Annotated in this window: 18 protein-coding genes; 16 read left to right on the forward strand and 2 right to left on the reverse strand. The window is 36.9% G+C overall.

Annotated features, from left to right (window positions below; all coding sequences use genetic code 11):
- Positions 1–252: 252 nt before the first annotated feature.
- On the reverse strand, positions 253–1,914 hold the full coding sequence (gene asnB / locus I6U49_RS06350; protein ID WP_198628019.1) for an asparagine synthase B: 1,662 nt from the start codon (positions 1,912–1,914) through the stop codon (positions 253–255).
- Positions 1,915–2,329: 415 nt separating this feature from the next.
- Between asnB and I6U49_RS06355 the strand changes: the two genes are divergently transcribed.
- From I6U49_RS06355 to I6U49_RS06375, 5 genes are all read left to right on the forward strand, one after another.
- A complete protein-coding gene (locus tag I6U49_RS06355; RefSeq protein ID WP_198628020.1) occupies positions 2,330–3,274 on the forward strand; it encodes a DnaJ C-terminal domain-containing protein in 945 nt (314 codons plus the stop codon).
- A complete protein-coding gene (locus tag I6U49_RS06360) occupies positions 3,271–3,561 on the forward strand; it encodes a chaperone modulator CbpM (protein WP_198628021.1) in 291 nt (96 codons plus the stop codon). The genes I6U49_RS06355 and I6U49_RS06360 overlap by 4 nt, the downstream gene beginning before the upstream one ends.
- A 331-nt stretch (positions 3,562–3,892) precedes the next feature.
- Positions 3,893–5,185, forward strand: coding sequence for an aminopeptidase P family protein (locus I6U49_RS06365; RefSeq protein ID WP_198628022.1), 1,293 nt, complete (start codon positions 3,893–3,895; stop codon positions 5,183–5,185).
- Positions 5,186–5,370: 185 nt separating this feature from the next.
- The gene (locus I6U49_RS06370) at positions 5,371–6,141 is read left to right on the forward strand and encodes an alpha/beta fold hydrolase (protein ID WP_198628023.1); all 771 of its coding nucleotides are present in this window, start codon (positions 5,371–5,373) and stop codon (positions 6,139–6,141) included.
- A gap of 73 nt (positions 6,142–6,214) precedes the next feature.
- Positions 6,215–6,466, forward strand: a complete 252-nt coding sequence (locus I6U49_RS06375) for a hypothetical protein (RefSeq protein WP_198628024.1) — start codon at positions 6,215–6,217, stop codon at positions 6,464–6,466.
- 27 nt (positions 6,467–6,493) lie between these two features.
- Here I6U49_RS06375 and thiL read toward each other — a convergent pair whose 3' ends face one another.
- On the reverse strand, positions 6,494–7,558 hold the full coding sequence (thiL, locus tag I6U49_RS06380) for a thiamine-phosphate kinase (protein ID WP_198628025.1): 1,065 nt from the start codon (positions 7,556–7,558) through the stop codon (positions 6,494–6,496).
- 272 nt (positions 7,559–7,830) lie between these two features.
- Between thiL and I6U49_RS06385 the strand changes: the two genes are divergently transcribed.
- The 11 genes from I6U49_RS06385 (at position 7,831) to I6U49_RS06435 (ending at position 16,182) form a co-directional block, all read left to right on the forward strand.
- Entirely contained in the window at positions 7,831–8,160 is a 330-nt protein-coding gene (locus I6U49_RS06385) for a HesB/IscA family protein (RefSeq protein WP_193710075.1), read from the forward strand.
- Between the two features lie 44 nt (positions 8,161–8,204).
- Positions 8,205–9,650 (forward strand): Fe-S cluster assembly protein SufB, encoded by a 1,446-nt coding sequence (gene sufB / locus I6U49_RS06390; RefSeq protein ID WP_198628026.1) that lies wholly within the window; start codon positions 8,205–8,207, stop codon positions 9,648–9,650.
- A gap of 8 nt (positions 9,651–9,658) precedes the next feature.
- Positions 9,659–10,063, forward strand: coding sequence for a hypothetical protein (locus I6U49_RS06395; RefSeq protein WP_198628027.1), 405 nt, complete (start codon positions 9,659–9,661; stop codon positions 10,061–10,063).
- 40 nt (positions 10,064–10,103) lie between these two features.
- Complete coding sequence (gene sufC / locus I6U49_RS06400) at positions 10,104–10,856, forward strand: Fe-S cluster assembly ATPase SufC (protein ID WP_198628028.1); 753 nt, start codon at positions 10,104–10,106, stop codon at positions 10,854–10,856.
- Positions 10,857–10,931: 75 nt separating this feature from the next.
- The gene (gene sufD / locus I6U49_RS06405) at positions 10,932–12,248 is read left to right on the forward strand and encodes a Fe-S cluster assembly protein SufD (protein WP_193710071.1); all 1,317 of its coding nucleotides are present in this window, start codon (positions 10,932–10,934) and stop codon (positions 12,246–12,248) included.
- Positions 12,249–12,296: 48 nt separating this feature from the next.
- A complete protein-coding gene (locus tag I6U49_RS06410; protein WP_198628029.1) occupies positions 12,297–13,535 on the forward strand; it encodes an aminotransferase class V-fold PLP-dependent enzyme in 1,239 nt (412 codons plus the stop codon).
- 10 nt (positions 13,536–13,545) lie between these two features.
- Complete coding sequence (locus tag I6U49_RS06415; RefSeq protein WP_198628030.1) at positions 13,546–13,974, forward strand: META domain-containing protein; 429 nt, start codon at positions 13,546–13,548, stop codon at positions 13,972–13,974.
- 43 nt (positions 13,975–14,017) lie between these two features.
- Positions 14,018–14,395, forward strand: coding sequence for a SufE family protein (locus I6U49_RS06420; protein ID WP_193710611.1), 378 nt, complete (start codon positions 14,018–14,020; stop codon positions 14,393–14,395).
- Position 14,396: 1 nt separating this feature from the next.
- Positions 14,397–14,720 carry an iron-sulfur cluster assembly protein gene (locus I6U49_RS06425; RefSeq protein ID WP_193710068.1) on the forward strand — a complete coding sequence of 108 codons (324 nt, stop codon included), beginning with the start codon at positions 14,397–14,399 and terminating at the stop codon, positions 14,718–14,720.
- Positions 14,721–14,774: 54 nt separating this feature from the next.
- Positions 14,775–15,287, forward strand: coding sequence for a DUF2480 family protein (locus I6U49_RS06430; protein ID WP_198628031.1), 513 nt, complete (start codon positions 14,775–14,777; stop codon positions 15,285–15,287).
- A 1-nt stretch (position 15,288) separates the two neighbouring features.
- Positions 15,289–16,182 (forward strand): DUF3078 domain-containing protein, encoded by an 894-nt coding sequence (locus I6U49_RS06435; RefSeq protein ID WP_198628032.1) that lies wholly within the window; start codon positions 15,289–15,291, stop codon positions 16,180–16,182.
- Positions 16,183–16,265 lie beyond the last annotated feature (83 nt).

Genomic DNA, 16,265 nt, shown 5'->3' on the forward strand with positions numbered 1-16,265 from the left:
GATGCCGCTTCCACAATTCACAAACTATGTTAAGATTAAATTACCCAACGAAGATCGGTAATGTTTAAATCTGAACTACCCGGTAAAAAACTTCGTAAACTACTTAGGGACATTACACTCTTAGGCGTACCAATAAAAAAGCTACCTGGATTCAGGTAGCTTTTTAGTAAACTATCTCGAGGCAAACTTCGAGGTATTATATTATTTGACTGTGCCAATAAAACCTAAGTTTCAATTGGATTTACCAATCTTTTAATAACTATCGGAGTGAACATTGGCTACTGCTCTACCCGATGGATCGTTCATATTTTTAAAAGACTCATCCCACTCTAAGGCAGTTGGAGTACTGCAAGCTACAGAAGGTACAGAAGGTACAGATTTTGCTGCGGCATCGCTTGGAAAATGATTCGCAAAAATAGTACGGTAATAATATTCTTCCTTGCTAGATGGTGGCTGAATTGGGAATTTAAAGTGTGCATTTTCAAGCTGTTCATCACTTACCTCTGCATTCACCAATTCTTTAAGAGTATCTATCCAACTATAACCAACCCCGTCAGAAAATTGTTCTTTTTGTCTCCAGGCTACACTTTCTGGCAAATAATCTTCAAATGCCTTTCTTAGCACCCATTTTTCAATGCGTTCGCCGGTAATCATCTTATCCTTAGGGTTTATTCTCATGGCCACATCCATAAACTCTTTGTCTAGGAATGGAACACGTCCTTCAATTCCCCAGGCAGAAAGAGATTTATTTGCCCGCAAACAATCATATTGATGTAATTTATCTAATTTCCTAACGGTCTCTTCGTGAAATTCTTTGGCATTGGGGGCCTTATGGAAGTAAAGATACCCACCAAACAATTCATCAGATCCTTCACCCGAAAGCACCATCTTAATCCCCAAAGATTTAATAGTTCTAGCCATTAAATACATAGGCGTAGACGCTCTAATCGTAGTTACATCATAAGTTTCTAAATGATAAATAACATCTTTAATAGCATCCAAACCTTCTTGAATGGTAAATTTCACCTCATGATGTACTGTATCTAAATGATCGGCTACTTTTTGAGCAGCAGCAAGGTCTGGCGATCCCTCTAAGCCAATGGCAAAAGAGTGTAATCTTGGGTACCAGGCCGCATCTTTATCGTCGCTCTCTATCCTTTTTTCAGCATACAGTTTAGCAACTGCTGAAGTAATTGAAGAATCTAAGCCACCCGAAAGCAATACACCATACGGTACATCACTCATTAATTGACGGTGCACTGCTCTTTCAAGAGCCTCCTTTAAATCTTCAATACTGGTTTCATTGTCCTTTACGGCATCATACTCCATCCAGTCACGCTCATACCACTTTTGAAAACCTTCTTTCTTACTTGATAGATAATGCCCCGGAGGAAATAATTCAATCTTAGCACATTTCCCTTCCAAAGCTTTTAATTCTGAAGCCACATAAAAAGTTCCATTTTGATCCCAACCTATATATAAAGGAATAATCCCCATATGGTCGCGAGCAATAAGATACTCATCATTTTCGGCATCATAGATAGCAAAACCAAAGATCCCGTTTAATTCATCTAAAAAGCTATCGCCTTTATCTTTATAAAGCGCAAGAATAACCTCGCAATCAGATTCTGTTTGAAAATTATAATTTGGAAATTGACTTCTTAAATCTTTATGGTTATAGATTTCCCCATTCGCAGCAAGTACAAGCTGCTTATCCTCAGACAGTAAAGGCTGTCCTCCAGAAATTGGATCTACAATGGCCAGTCGCTCATGCGCCAAAATAGCTTTTTCATCACTATAAATTCCACTCCAGTCCGGGCCACGATGCCTTAAACTTTTAGCCATTTCTAATATCTGAGGTCTTAAATCTTCAGACCTTTCTTTTAAATCGAAAGCACAAACAATTCCACACACAATTTTAAAGTTTTAAGTATTAATGTTGAAACAAATATTGAACTAATATTTCATAAAAAAAGCTAATAAATCACATTTGATTACAAATGAAAATTAAAAAACACAAATTAACTTCATATTAAAAATTAAACCCAGCAATAGCTACAATTTAATTTCAACAGTAAAAATTTTAGAAAACGCTTAATAAATCACCTGTAAAATTGAAGCCCAAAAACCAATAACCAACTCTTTTTCAGCCATTAAATCCTGTGTTTTCGAATATTATTTCTTATAAAAATCACAAAAGATTTACAAAAGAAAGAATAATCCCAGCATTTCCCTTGCTAATACGACACACCTTATTTCACGAAAACTTAATGGAAAGTAAGCCAGCTTTTTAGTAATTTCAGGAGATATAATTTCAACATAAAATTTTATGGATTTTATAGACTATTACAAATTATTGGAATTAGACAAATCTGCCAGCCAGGCCGATATTAAAAAAGCTTATCGTAAACTGGCCCGAAAGTATCATCCAGACCTCAACCCCAATAATAAAGAAGCACAGCTAAGGTTTCAGCAGATAAATGAAGCCAACGAGGTGTTGAGCGATCCTGAAAAACGAAAAAAATACGACCAATACGGAAAAGATTGGCAACACGCCGATGCCTATGAAGAAGCCCGAAAACAGCAACAAGCCTCCGGCGGCAGAACCTATACCGGCGGCGGGTTTGGAAATACCGGATTTGGAGGCAGCCATGGAAGTTATTCCTATTCGGGAAATTTTGACGAAGATACTTTTTCAGATTTTTTTGAGGAAATGTTTGGCAGCAGGGCGAGGGCCCATGGTTCAGGTCGCGGCCATCATTTTAAAGGTCAGGATTTTAATGCCGAGCTTCAACTAAAAATAAGCGACGTATACACCAGCCACAAACAAACTCTTAGTGTAAACGGAAAGAGCATTAGGCTTACAATTCCTGCAGGTGTTGAAAACGGACAAACCATTAAAATTAAAGGACACGGCGGTCCCGGCGTTCAGGGCGGGCCAAAAGGCGATCTCTATATTACTTTTAATATTATAAATAACACCAAATTTAAACGTGAAAAAGAGCATTTGTTTAGCCAGGTAGACCTGGATTTATATACCGCCTTACTGGGGGGAGAAATTACCGTGGATACTTTTAATGGAAAAGTGAAATTAAAAGTGAAACCCGAGACCCAAACCGGAACCAAAGTGAAATTAAAAGGCAAAGGTTTTCCTAAGTACAAAAAAGAGAATCAGTTTGGAGACTTAATAATTACCTACAATGTAAAAATGCCCGATAATTTAAGTACTCGTGAAAAAGAATTATTTAAAGAACTTCAAAAATTACGCTCATGAATTTAGAAGATTTAATACCCACCAATGAGATTTGCGCAAAGTACCGGGTAGAAAGCACTTTTGTGCGTTCATTACACGAAAGCGGACTTATAGAAATTATTACCGTGGAAGAAACCCAATATGTGCATTGTGATACTATTTCAGAATTTGAAAGCTTGCGAAGATTGCATTACGATCTGGACATAAACTTAGAGGGACTGGAAGCTATTCAGCATTTATTAGGACAGGTAAGAAAACTACAAAAGGAAAATTTAGCGCTTAAAAACAGGCTGAATATATTTGAATAAGCAAGGAACTGTTCATCCAATAATCGAAATTAAACACACCAAAACTTGACACAAAATCAAATTATAGTCTTTAGATAAGAATTTATGGGCTTATTGAGAGGTTTTTTCCTCTGTATTATATTGATAACTTTGCAAACACAACAAAAAACTAAATAAATTATTTCCCGTCAAGTTGAACTTGTTTTAGCTTCTAATATGTTTTTAATACTAAAACTTAGATCCCCGAGAAAATAATCGGGGCAGGCTCTGAAATAAATTCAGGATGACGTTACAAAATACTTTTTTAACTAAGAAAACCAAATATAAACCTAAAGGTTTTAAATTAATAAATATGAGATACGATCAAATAGACAGTAAGTTATTTATAAAAAACCGCAAAAGCTTTATGGCAGGGATGAAACCTAACAGTCTGGCGGTTTTTAATGCAAACGATATTTACCCTATTGGGGCAGATAGCACCATGCCTTTTCAACAGAACAGGGACTTATTTTACTTAAGCGGTGTAGACCAGGAAGAAGCAATTTTAGTGCTTTTCCCAGATGCTCCAAAACCGGAACATCGAGAAATTTTATTTTTAACCGAAACCAATGCGCATATTGCCGTGTGGGAAGGTGCAAAATTAGATAAGAAAAAGGCTTTAGAAGTTAGCGGTATTGAAACGGTTTACTGGCTTCAGGATTTTGAAAAAATTTTCTTTGAAGTAATGACTCAATGTGAAACGGTATATTTTAATACCAACGAGCATTATCGAGCCAATGTACAAACCGAAACCCGCGACGAAAGATTTATAAAATGGTGTAAAGAAAAGTATCCGGCGCACCAGGTAGCAAAAAGCAATCCTATTTTACAAAGACTACGTTCAGTCAAAGACCCTATTGAGCTGGATTTAATGCAAAAAGCCTGCGACATTACCGAAAAAGCTTTCCGCAGAGCTTTAAAATTCACCAAACCCGGAGTATGGGAGCACGAAATTGAGGCCGAATACTGGCACGAAATGATAAGAAACCGTAGCCGCGGATTTGCCTATACCCCAATTATTGCCAGTGGAAATAATGCAAATGTTTTGCATTATACCGAAAACAACCAGCAATGTAAAGAAGGAGACCTAATACTTCTTGACACCGGAGCAGAATATGCAAATTACTCTAGTGATATGACCAGAACCATCCCGGTTTCAGGAAGGTTTTCAGAACGTCAGAAACAAATTTACAATGCCGTAAACAAAGTAAAAAAAGAAGCTACCAAGTGGCTGGTGCCCGGTACTATTTGGGCTGAATACCATAAAGAGGTAGGTAAATTAATGACTTCAGAATTACTGGATCTTGGATTACTGGACAAGGCAGATGTTCAAAATGAAGACCCAAAATGGCCGGCTTATAAAAAGTATTTTATGCACGGTACAGCCCATAATATTGGCCTGGACACGCACGATTATGGAATTCTAACCGAACCCATGAAACCTAACCAGGTATTTACGGTAGAACCGGGAATTTATCTCCCCGATGAAGGTTTCGGAATTCGATTAGAAGATGATGTGGTGATTCAAAAAGAAGGAGAGCCCTTCAACCTAATGCGTAATATTCCTATTGAAATTGAAGAGATTGAAGAAATTATGAATTCTTAATCGAATAATTCTTACAACTAGATCAGTTTATTTTACCGTCAAGCTGAATTTATTTCAGCTTCTAACATGAGACTAACTAGAATTATATTAGATCCTGAAACCAGTTCAGGATGACGATTTCAAACCAAAGCCACGAATACACGAATTAATTTGTGAGTTCGTGGCTTTTTCTATTTTAAACAGCCATGGAAACAACCTATAAAGACACAACTATTGCTTATACAAGTATGGGAACCGGGAACCCGCTTGTTCTCTTACACGGATTTTTAGAGTCTAAAATTATCTGGAAAGATTTTATCACAGAACTTTCTCAAAAAAGACAGGTTATTTGCATAGACCTTCCCGGCCACGGAGATTCAGGAAACCTTAATGAAATAAACACAATGGCCGATATGGCCAGGGCAGTAAAAGCGGTTTTAGATGAGTTAAATATTACAAAAGCTTCATTTGCCGGTCACTCCATGGGAGGCTATGTAAGTTTGGAATTCCAAAATATTTTTCCTAACATACCTCGTAGTTTAGCACTCCTGAACTCTACTCCCGAAGCAGATTCAGAAGAACGAAAAGTTACCCGAAACAGGGCGGCAGCATTGGTTTTAAAAAATAAAAGAGCATTTGTTAGTATGGCGTTATCCAACTTATTAACTCCTGAAAATAATAAAAAGTTCAAATCTCAAATTGAAATTTTAAAGAAGCATGCCCTACAATTTTCATCTGCCGGAATCTATGCAGCTATTAAAGGCATGAAAATTCGTACAGATCATACGGAGCTTTTTGCAAAATTTAAGGGTCAAAAAATTGTAGTGGCAGGAAAAAATGACCCAGTTATGGATTACAACACAATAAAATCTGTTGCAAAACGCTGTAATAGCAAGTTTATTGGTTTACCGGATGGGCATTTGTGTTTTATCGAAAATCAAACAGAAGTTCGAGAAATTTTGCATTTGATCGATTAATATTAACTTTTTACCGAAATATTAACTTTTTTTTATAATTTTAAACTTTCAAAACAAACAGAATCAAACTTTTATGAAGGAAAGAACCCCCAAAAAATTTTCGTTCGCTAAAGTTTTTTGCAACATTTTTGGGCATAAACTACGAGTTTCCAAAAATGTGACAGATCATGTTCACGAATATAAATGCGAAAAATGCGGAATGGAAATGACCGATACTGCAAATGGCTTTTTAGCCCGGTTAACACCAAAATTTAAGGAAACCAACGATTATATTGCCAAAATACACCAAAGAAGAAAGCGCAAGCATTACGCCAACGCTTCCTAGTTTTCTTTGTAATATTATTGGAGAATTTTATTTTTCGTTTGCATCCTTATTATCCATAGAGTTCCAACCACGAGCAATAAGGGGAAGTTTTTGGTTTGCACGTGTAATTAAATGCATACCTTCCTTTTCTTCGGTCATATGCCCAATAATGCTTAAATTGGGGTTTGCTTTTATTTTTTCGTAATCATCTTGTGAAATCGTAAGAAGCAATTCATAGTCTTCACCGCCACTTAAAGCTATTGTGGTACTATCTATATCAAACTCTTCACATACCGAAATCACCGCAGGGTCTAGCGGAATTTTCTCTTCAAATAAATTAGCCCCCACTTGCGAGTTTTTACACAAATGAATAATTTCAGAAGAAAGCCCATCACTTATATCAATCATAGAGGTTGGTTTCACTCCAAGTTCCTTTAATAAAGGTGGGATATCTTTTCTGGCTTCCGGCTTTAATTGCCTTTCAATTAAATAGGTATAAGGATCCAGGTCGGGCTGTGCATTAGGATTGGCTTTAAAAACTTCTTTTTCACGCTCTAAAATTTGCAAGCCCATATAAGCAGCCCCAAGATCACCGGTTACCACAAGCAAATCATTTGGTTTAGCTCCACTTCTGTAAACAATATCTTCTTTTTCGGCCACACCCAGCACAGTAATACTAATTAATAATCCAGAAGTAGAAGAGGTGGTATCCCCACCCACAACATCAATATTATACAAATTTGCAGCCAGTTCTATTCCAGAATATAATTCCTCTAGCGCCTCTACCGGAAACCGGTTGGAAGCTGCAATAGAAACAGTTATTTGTGTGGCTTTGGCATTCATTGCGTAAATATCAGATGCATTTACCATTACGGCCTTATAACCCAAATGTTTCAAAGGCATATAGGCAAGGTCAAAATGTACACCTTCAACCAAAAGATCGGTACTAACTATCGTGTGCTTATCATTAAATTTCAATACCGCGGCATCGTCGCCAATACCTTTTACGGTAGAAGATAATTTAGGTTCGAAACATTTTGTTAGATGATCTATTAAACCAAATTCACCTAATTCTGAAAGATTTGTGCGCATATCCTGACTATTCTGAAACATAAGAGTATATTTTATTTGGCAAAATAAATGAATATTATTCAACTGCGATACTAAAGATAGGCATAGATTAAAAAAGCTAACAAATCAATTTTAGAAAAAACAAATAAAACCACACAAAACAGACTAATTTTCAATCATTTAAGCATTTCAAATCCTATAATTCAGGAATTGGTAACACTTATCATTGTATTTTTAAAACATATACTGAGGCTATGGTAAACCGTTAGTTTTATAGTATATTTGTAGCTAATTTAGAATTAATCTTTTTAGCTATGATAAAAGTAAGCGAAAGCGCTAAAAAAAAGATTGCAGCGCTAATGAGCGATGAAGGTTTTGATAATTTACAAGACTTTGTGCGTGTTGGTGTTAAAAGCGGTGGCTGTTCTGGCTTGTCATACGAATTAAAATTTGACAAAGCTAAAACAGAAGACGACAAACTTTTTGAAGATAATGATGTAAAAATAGTAGTTGACAAACGCAGTGTTTTATACCTGGCAGGAACTGTTTTAGAATTTTCTGGAGGCTTAAACGGGAAAGGTTTTGTATTTAACAATCCCAATGCCCAAAGAACCTGTGGATGTGGAGAGAGTTTTTCTCTTTAATGGTTCAAACTTTAGATTTTGACCTTAACTTATAAAAAATTGAAATGGCATATACTGAAGACGATTTAAAAAAAGAGCTCGAAACGAAAGAATATGAGTACGGATTTTATACCGATATTGAATCGGATACTTTTCCTGTGGGATTAAATGAAGACATCGTTAGAGCGATCTCTAAAAAGAAGGAAGAACCAGAGTGGATGACCGAATGGCGATTAGAAGCATTTCGCTACTGGCAAACCCTGGAGGAGCCGGAATGGGCAAACGTACATTACGAAAAACCAAACTTCCAGAATATATCTTATTATTCGGCACCAAATAAAAAACCGAAATATGATAGTTTAGACGAGGTAGATCCTGAATTACTGGATACTTTTAAGAAATTGGGGATCTCTGTAGATGAGCAGAAGAAATTGGCCGGTGTGGCCGTAGATGTGGTGATGGATTCTGTTTCGGTAACCACAACTTTTAAAAAGACCCTGGCCGAAAAAGGAATTATTTTCTGTTCTATCTCAGAAGCCATTAGGGAACATCCCGAGCTTGTAAAGAAATATATTGGATCTGTAGTTCCTAAAACCGACAACTTCTACGCCGCATTAAACTCGGCTGTATTTAGTGATGGTTCGTTTTGCTACATCCCAAAGGGCGTAAGATGCCCAATGGAACTTTCTACTTACTTTAGAATTAACCAGGCCGGAACAGGACAATTTGAACGTACACTGGTAGTGGCAGAACCGGGAAGTTATGTAAGCTACCTGGAGGGTTGTACCGCTCCCATGCGTGACGAAAACCAACTACACGCTGCCGTGGTAGAACTTATTGCATTAGATGATGCAGAGATTAAGTACAGTACCGTTCAAAACTGGTTCCCCGGAAATAAAGACGGAAAAGGTGGCGTGTTTAACTTTGTTACTAAACGCGGACTTTGTGAAAAAGGTGCAAAAATTTCCTGGACACAGGTAGAAACAGGATCGGCGGTAACCTGGAAATATCCTTCTTGTATTTTAAAAGGAGATAATTCTATTGGAGAGTTTTATTCTATTGCGGTTACCAATAATTTCCAGCAGGCAGATACTGGTACAAAAATGGTACACCTGGGTAAAAACACAAAAAGCACTATTATTTCTAAAGGTATTTCGGCGGGACAATCGCAGAATTCTTACCGAGGATTGGTACAAATAAACGGAAGAGCCCAAAATGCACGTAACTTTTCACAATGTGACTCTCTTTTAATGGGTAACAAATGTGGAGCGCACACCTTCCCATATATTGAAGTAAAAAACAAAACCGGACAGGTAGAGCACGAAGCTACGACAAGTAAAATTGGGGAAGACCAAATTTTTTACTGTAACCAACGTGGTATTGATACAGAAAAAGCAATTGCACTTATTGTAAACGGATTTAGCAAAGAGGTATTGAACAAATTACCAATGGAATTTGCAGTAGAAGCCCAAAAACTATTAGAAATTTCGCTTGAAGGATCTGTAGGATAAACAGCAAAATGAAAATTGATAGAATGAAAAAGCTTTTGCTCATCCTTGCTATTGCCCTAACTGCCTTTTCTTGCCAGGACGAAGGCAGGGAAGATTTAATGAACCAACCTGAAACCGAAAAAGTGCCCGATAGCATTCAAACGCTAACCGGGGATTTTATCTATGCAGGAGACGAGGCAATTTTACGGGGTAGCGATTTTATCTATGGCGTAAGTATAGACTCTATGTCTAAAATATTGGCCAAACAGGTACAGCCATTTCAAAAAGAAGATTTTGATATGGTAGCTGTTAAGGTAAAAGGGAAGATAATTACCAATCCGCGCCAGGACGGCTGGGATGAAAATATAGAAATACGAGAGATTTTAGAAATTCTGGAAACCGAAAAGGCTACAGAACAAAACGAAGAAGAATAATAAACCAATCCCATTTATTAGGGATGCATACAGAGAACTTATGCTAAAAATAAAGAATTTACACGCGAGTATAGAAGATAAAGAAATCCTTAAAGGAATTAATCTTGACATTAACCCTGGAGAGGTTCATGCTATTATGGGACCTAACGGTTCAGGAAAAAGTACACTTTCTTCGGTAATTGCCGGAAAAGAAGAATTTGAGCAAACTGAGGGAGAAATCATTTTTGAAAATACAGAAATTTCAGAAATGGACCCTGAAGAAAGAGCCCATAAAGGTATTTTTCTTTCTTTTCAATACCCGGTAGAAATTCCAGGTGTTTCGGTTACTAATTTTATGAAAACCGCCATTAATGCGCATAGAAAAGCTAACGGGCTTGAAGATATGCCGGCCAATGAAATGTTGAAAAAAATTAGAGAGAAGTCAGAAAGTTTAGAGATAGACCGTAAGTTCTTATCAAGATCTTTAAACGAAGGTTTTTCCGGAGGGGAAAAGAAGCGAAACGAGATTTTTCAAATGGCTATGTTAGAACCAAAATTAGCTATTCTCGATGAAACCGATTCTGGTTTGGATATTGACGCCCTTAAAATTGTTGCCGATGGTGTTAATAAACTTAGAACTAAAGACAACGCGGTACTGCTAATTACGCACTACCAACGTTTACTTAACTACATTGTACCAGATGTAGTTCACGTAATGGTAGACGGAAAAATTGTGAAGTCTGGCGGTAAAGAACTTGCTCTAGAGCTGGAAGAAAGAGGTTATGAATGGATTAAAGCTGAAAAAGCCCTTTAAAAATAATCCGTTTTTAAAACCAAAACACTAAAATTATGATTCCCTTATTTTAAGGGGAAATAAATTGAATCTGCAATGGAATTAAAAGAAAAATTAGTATCATCATTTCTGGCTTTTGAAGAAGAGTATACAGGAACGAATGATGATCTTCATAAAATACGCAACCAGGCAATTAAAGATTTTGAAGCCCTGGGTTTTCCAAGCCGAAAGCAAGAAGAGTATAAATACACTTCCCTAAAATCGGTTTTAAAAGAAGACTACAGTCTTTTTCCAAAGAAGGAAAATACCATAGAATATAGAGATATTGAAAAATACCTTATTCACGAGATAGACACTTACGATTTGGTATTTATAGACGGCATATACTCCTCTCACTTATCAAGTACTACACACGATAAGATTGATGTTTGCCTTATGTCTTCGGCGCTAAACAAAGATCTTTACAAACCGGTAATTGATAATTATTTCAACAAAATTGCTCCAAAAAATGGGCTAAATTCGTTGAATACGGCATTTACCAAAGAAGGTGCCTTTATACATATTCATAAAAACACATTAGCCGATAAACCTATTCAGATTATAAATTTCTCTACCGGAAATGAATCTTCTGTTTTGGTGCAGCCGCGTAACCTAATTGTGGTAGACGAGAATTCACATTGTCAAATTATTGAACGTCACCAAAGTTTAACCGAACAACCGGTACTTACCAACTCGGTTACCGAAATCTTTGCCAATAAACGCGCTATTGTAGACTATTACAAGATTCAAAACGATAATCTATCGGCTTCTTTAATAGACAATACCTATATAGAACAACAAACCGAAAGCTTTTGTTCGGTACATACCTTTTCCCTTGGCGGAAAATTAACCCGAAACAATCTTAATTTCTATCAAAAGGGAGAACGTATAGATTCTACCATGAAAGGTGTTACCATTATCGAAGGAAAACAACATGTAGATCACAACACTTTAGTGCATCATATAGAACCTAATTGTGAGTCTCACCAGGATTACAAAGGTATTTTTGATGAAAAATCGGTGGGGGTTTTTAACGGAAAAGTGGTTGTAGAAAAAGAAGCGCAAAAAACAAACGCTTACCAGTCTAACAACAATGTTTTGTTAAACGACAAAGCAACCATAAACTCAAAACCTCAGTTGGAGATTTTTGCAGACGATGTAAAATGTAGCCACGGCTGTACCATTGGTCAATTAGACGAAGAAGCTTTATTCTATCTGCAGTCTCGTGGTATTCCAAGAAAAGAAGCTAGCGGTTTACTAATGTATGCCTTTGCCAACAACGTACTGGAAAGTGTAAAAATTCCGGAAATTAAAAAGAGAATCAATAAACTTATAGCCCTAAAATTAGGGGTAGAATTAGGATTCAATCTATAAATTGCTTTTAAAAGTAGCATTAAATAGAATCTTTAAATCCATATTAAAATGAGCATTGCTACTAATAACATAGCATTTAACGTTGAAAAAATTAGAAAAGACTTCCCTATTCTAAATAGGGAAGTTAATGGTTATCCCCTGGTATATTTAGACAATGCGGCAACCTCGCAAACTCCAAAACAGGTAATGGATGCCATTGTAGACTATTATTCTAACTACAACGCAAATATTCACCGTGGGGTGCATAGCTTATCCCAGGAAGCAACCGACAAATATGAAGTTGCCAGAAAAAAAATTCAACAACATTTCAATGCTAAAAAAGCACACGAAATAATATTTACCTCAGGTACCACCCATGGAATAAATTTGGTTGCCAACGGCTTTGCATCCTTTTTAGAGGCAGGAGACGAAATTTTGGTTTCGGCCTTAGAGCATCACTCCAATATTGTTCCCTGGCAAATGCTTTGTGAAAAAACAGGAGCAATTTTAAAGGTGATCCCTATGAGCGAAGAGGGGGAGCTCATTTATGAAACTTTCGAAGAATTGCTTTCTAAAAAAACAAAAATGGTTTTCCTAAACCATGTTTCAAACGCTTTGGGAACCATAAATCCTATTAAAAAAATTATAGATAAGGCCCACGAGAAAGGTGCAGCCGTTTTAATAGATGGTGCCCAGGCAGCACCGCACATTAAGGCCGATGTCCAGGCGCTGGATGTTGATTTCTATGTGGTTTCTGCACATAAAATGTGTGGCCCAACAGGAGTTGGGGTTTTATATGGCAAAGAAGAATGGCTCGATAAACTACCCCCTTACCAGGGTGGTGGCGAGATGATTGCTACGGTAAGTTTTGAAAAAACAACCTATGCCGGACTTCCCCATAAATTTGAAGCAGGTACCCCCAATATTTGTGGCGGTATTGCTTTTGGTGCAGCTTTAGATTATATGAACAACATAGGATTTGAAGCTATTGCACGCTACGAAGAAGAATTGTTAGATTATGCCACTTTAAAACTTCAGGAAATTGAAGGAATGAAAATTTACGGCACGTCTAAAGAGAAAACTGCAGTAATTTCTTTTAATATTGAAGGATTACACCCTTACGATATTGGCACCCTGGTAGACAAAATGGGAGTTGCCGTTAGAACCGGCCACCATTGCGCCCAACCTATTATGGATTTTTATAAAATTCCCGGTACGGTTAGAGCTTCTTTTTCGTTCTATAATAACAAACAAGAAGTTGAGCGTTTTATTGAAGCGGTTAAAAAAGCAAAAACCATGCTTTCCTAAACAAAAAATAATGAAGAAACTTTTATTTATACTAAGTGCATTTTTAATGATTTCCTGCGGAAATTCAGAAGAAAAAATTTCAGAAAACCCGGCAGACCTCGCAGGTCTTAACGGCAATTACAAATTGCTGGAATTGGATGGGGAAAATATTGCTTCCGAAGGATTTATCCTAAATTTTGAAGGAAAAGAACAACGACTTTCGGGAAAGACCGGTTGTAATAATTTTGTAGCAAGCTATAAAGTCCAGGACTCTATCGTAAAATTTAATCAGCCTTTAGGCACAAAAATGTTTTGCCAGGGCCAAATGGAATATGAAGAGATTTTTGGCAAAGTGCTACCTGAAATTAGAAATGTAAAGATTAGCGATAAAGATTTAATATTTTTATCGGCAGAAAATCAGGAGCTTTTAAACCTGCAAAAAACAGAAGACAGTGAGTAAAACGATACAGGAAATACAGGAAGAAATTGTAGATGAGTTCGCCATGTTCGAAGACTGGATGCAGCGTTACGAATATATGATAGAGCTTGGAAAAGCACTTCCGCTTATAGAAGAAAAATATAAAATTGAGGAAAACCTTATTAAAGGTTGCCAAAGTAAAGTTTGGGTTCACGCTGAATTAAAAGATGATAAATTGGTGTTTACGGCCGATAGTGATGCGATAATCACCAAAGGGATTGTAGCTATTTTAATAAGGGCTTTTTCAAATCATCATCCCTCTGAAATTATAGAAGCCGACACAAAGTTTATAGATGACATTGGCCTAAAAGAACACTTATCACCAACTCGTGCCAATGGTTTGGTAAGTATGGTCAAACAACTTAAAATGTATGCTGTGGCATACCAAACACAATTAAAATAAGATGGAGCAAGAAATAGACACGCAAGAATTGGGAGAAAAGATCGTAAAGGTTTTAAAAACCATTTATGACCCCGAGATTCCTGTAGACATATACGAATTAGGGCTTATTTACGACGTAATGGTAAATACAGATTATGAAGTAAAAATCCTTATGACCCTTACAACACCCAACTGCCCGGTAGCCGAAAGTTTACCACAGGAAGTGAAAGAAAAAGTCGCTTCTATAGATACCGTTAAAGAAGCCGAGGTAGAGATCACTTTCGATCCGCCCTGGAACCAGGATTTAATAAGTGAAGAAGCGAAATTGGAATTAGGACTTTTATAGATTCTAAAAGTTTAAAAACCCATTAACTTTTAACCATAAACCCTTTACTTTATTATGGCCGAAGAAATTGTAAACCGGGTAGCCAACAGCAAACTTATAACCTTTAATCTTGAGGATTATTATCCTGAAGGTGAACGCGTATTGTTTGATGTGAAAGATTGGCTCCTGGAAGGTTTCGTTTTACGGGAAAGTGAATTTAGGGAGCAGGCCAAAAATCACGACTGGAGCCAGTATCAAGACAAGTTTATTGCGCTTACCTGTTCCAGTGATGCTATAATTCCTGCCTGGGCCTTTATGTTATTGGCCACTTATTTACAAGCCTACGCAAAAAAGGTAGTTACCGGTGATTTAGAAACCCTGGAAACCGTTCTTTATACCCAAATTATTTCAACATTAGATGTTAGCGAATTACAGGACAAACCTGTAATCGTAAAAGGCTGCGCCCATAAACCGGTTCCAAAAAACGCCTATTTATTACTTATCGAAAAATTGCAGCCGGTGGTAAAGAGTTTAATGTATGGCGAGGCCTGCTCGTCTGTACCTTTATACAAAAAACCAAAAAATTAATATGAAAAAACTAGTATTTGCCCTCGCTTTATTTGGCGGGATTTTCAACCTAAGCGCCCAGGAAGAGGAAGAAGAACAAAAACAAGGATGGACTACAGAAGGGAATATTTCATTACTATTTAATCAATCGGCTTTTAACGCCGAATGGACCGGGGGTGGAACTTCCAACATTGCCGGGAACTTACTCTTCGATTATAATTTCAATTATTTAAAGGACGATTTTACCTGGGACAATAAATTGCTTGTAGATTACGGACTCACCAAACAACGCAGCGATGAATTTGCCAGAAAAACCAGTGACCGTTTAGAATTTAACTCTATTGCCGGGAAACAACTACAAGACTCAAACTGGTATTATTCGCTTTTCCTTAATTTTAGAACCCAATTAACCAAAGGGTATAAGTTTGGTGAAGACGCTGAAACAGGGGAGACTACCAGAACAGAATATACCAACTTCTTATCGCCGGCGTACCTACAATTTGGTCCGGGTATGATGTGGAAAAAAAGTGAAAATTTATACGTAAATCTTGCCCCGGCTACCGGAAGAATGGTTTTTGTAGATAAAGATTTCACCTCTGCACCAGGGTATGTAGATGGGGATTATTTTGGTGTAGACGCCAATAAAGCTATGCGTTTTGAACTTGGTGCCTCGCTTTCAGGATATGCCAAATTTCAGATTATAGAGAACGTAAGCATGGAAAATTTACTTAACCTTTACTCTAACTACCTTGAAGATCCTAAAAATGTTGATATAGATTACACTATGAACATGAAAATGAAGATTAACGATTATCTCTCTACCAATCTTATTTTTCAGGCAATTTATGATGATAATGCCGTGAAGGGTTTTCAAATTAGAGAGGTGTTTGGCCTGGGCTTCAATTATGGGTTTTAGGTACTGTACCAGGGCTCAGAAATTTCATCTAAGCCTAAAGAATTAAAAATACGAGGCTGTTTGAAAAGTCTATTTTCGTTAAA

The organism is Salegentibacter maritimus, assembly GCF_016236915.1.
Taxonomy (GTDB): domain Bacteria; phylum Bacteroidota; class Bacteroidia; order Flavobacteriales; family Flavobacteriaceae; genus Salegentibacter; species Salegentibacter maritimus.

Coding starts and splice junctions, on each gene's coding strand:
- I6U49_RS06355 (WP_198628020.1), top strand. CDS start 2,330: ATGGATTTTATAGACTATTACAAATTATTGGAATTAGACAAATCTGCC.
- I6U49_RS06360 (WP_198628021.1), top strand. CDS start 3,271: ATGAATTTAGAAGATTTAATACCCACCAATGAGATTTGCGCAAAGTAC.
- I6U49_RS06365 (WP_198628022.1), top strand. CDS start 3,893: ATGAGATACGATCAAATAGACAGTAAGTTATTTATAAAAAACCGCAAA.
- I6U49_RS06370 (WP_198628023.1), top strand. CDS start 5,371: ATGGAAACAACCTATAAAGACACAACTATTGCTTATACAAGTATGGGA.
- I6U49_RS06375 (WP_198628024.1), top strand. CDS start 6,215: ATGAAGGAAAGAACCCCCAAAAAATTTTCGTTCGCTAAAGTTTTTTGC.
- thiL (WP_198628025.1), bottom strand. CDS start 7,558: ATGTTTCAGAATAGTCAGGATATGCGCACAAATCTTTCAGAATTAGGT.
- I6U49_RS06385 (WP_193710075.1), top strand. CDS start 7,831: ATGATAAAAGTAAGCGAAAGCGCTAAAAAAAAGATTGCAGCGCTAATG.
- sufB (WP_198628026.1), top strand. CDS start 8,205: ATGGCATATACTGAAGACGATTTAAAAAAAGAGCTCGAAACGAAAGAA.
- I6U49_RS06395 (WP_198628027.1), top strand. CDS start 9,659: ATGAAAATTGATAGAATGAAAAAGCTTTTGCTCATCCTTGCTATTGCC.
- sufC (WP_198628028.1), top strand. CDS start 10,104: ATGCTAAAAATAAAGAATTTACACGCGAGTATAGAAGATAAAGAAATC.
- sufD (WP_193710071.1), top strand. CDS start 10,932: ATGGAATTAAAAGAAAAATTAGTATCATCATTTCTGGCTTTTGAAGAA.
- I6U49_RS06410 (WP_198628029.1), top strand. CDS start 12,297: ATGAGCATTGCTACTAATAACATAGCATTTAACGTTGAAAAAATTAGA.
- I6U49_RS06415 (WP_198628030.1), top strand. CDS start 13,546: ATGAAGAAACTTTTATTTATACTAAGTGCATTTTTAATGATTTCCTGC.
- I6U49_RS06420 (WP_193710611.1), top strand. CDS start 14,018: ATGTTCGAAGACTGGATGCAGCGTTACGAATATATGATAGAGCTTGGA.
- I6U49_RS06425 (WP_193710068.1), top strand. CDS start 14,397: ATGGAGCAAGAAATAGACACGCAAGAATTGGGAGAAAAGATCGTAAAG.
- I6U49_RS06430 (WP_198628031.1), top strand. CDS start 14,775: ATGGCCGAAGAAATTGTAAACCGGGTAGCCAACAGCAAACTTATAACC.
- I6U49_RS06435 (WP_198628032.1), top strand. CDS start 15,289: ATGAAAAAACTAGTATTTGCCCTCGCTTTATTTGGCGGGATTTTCAAC.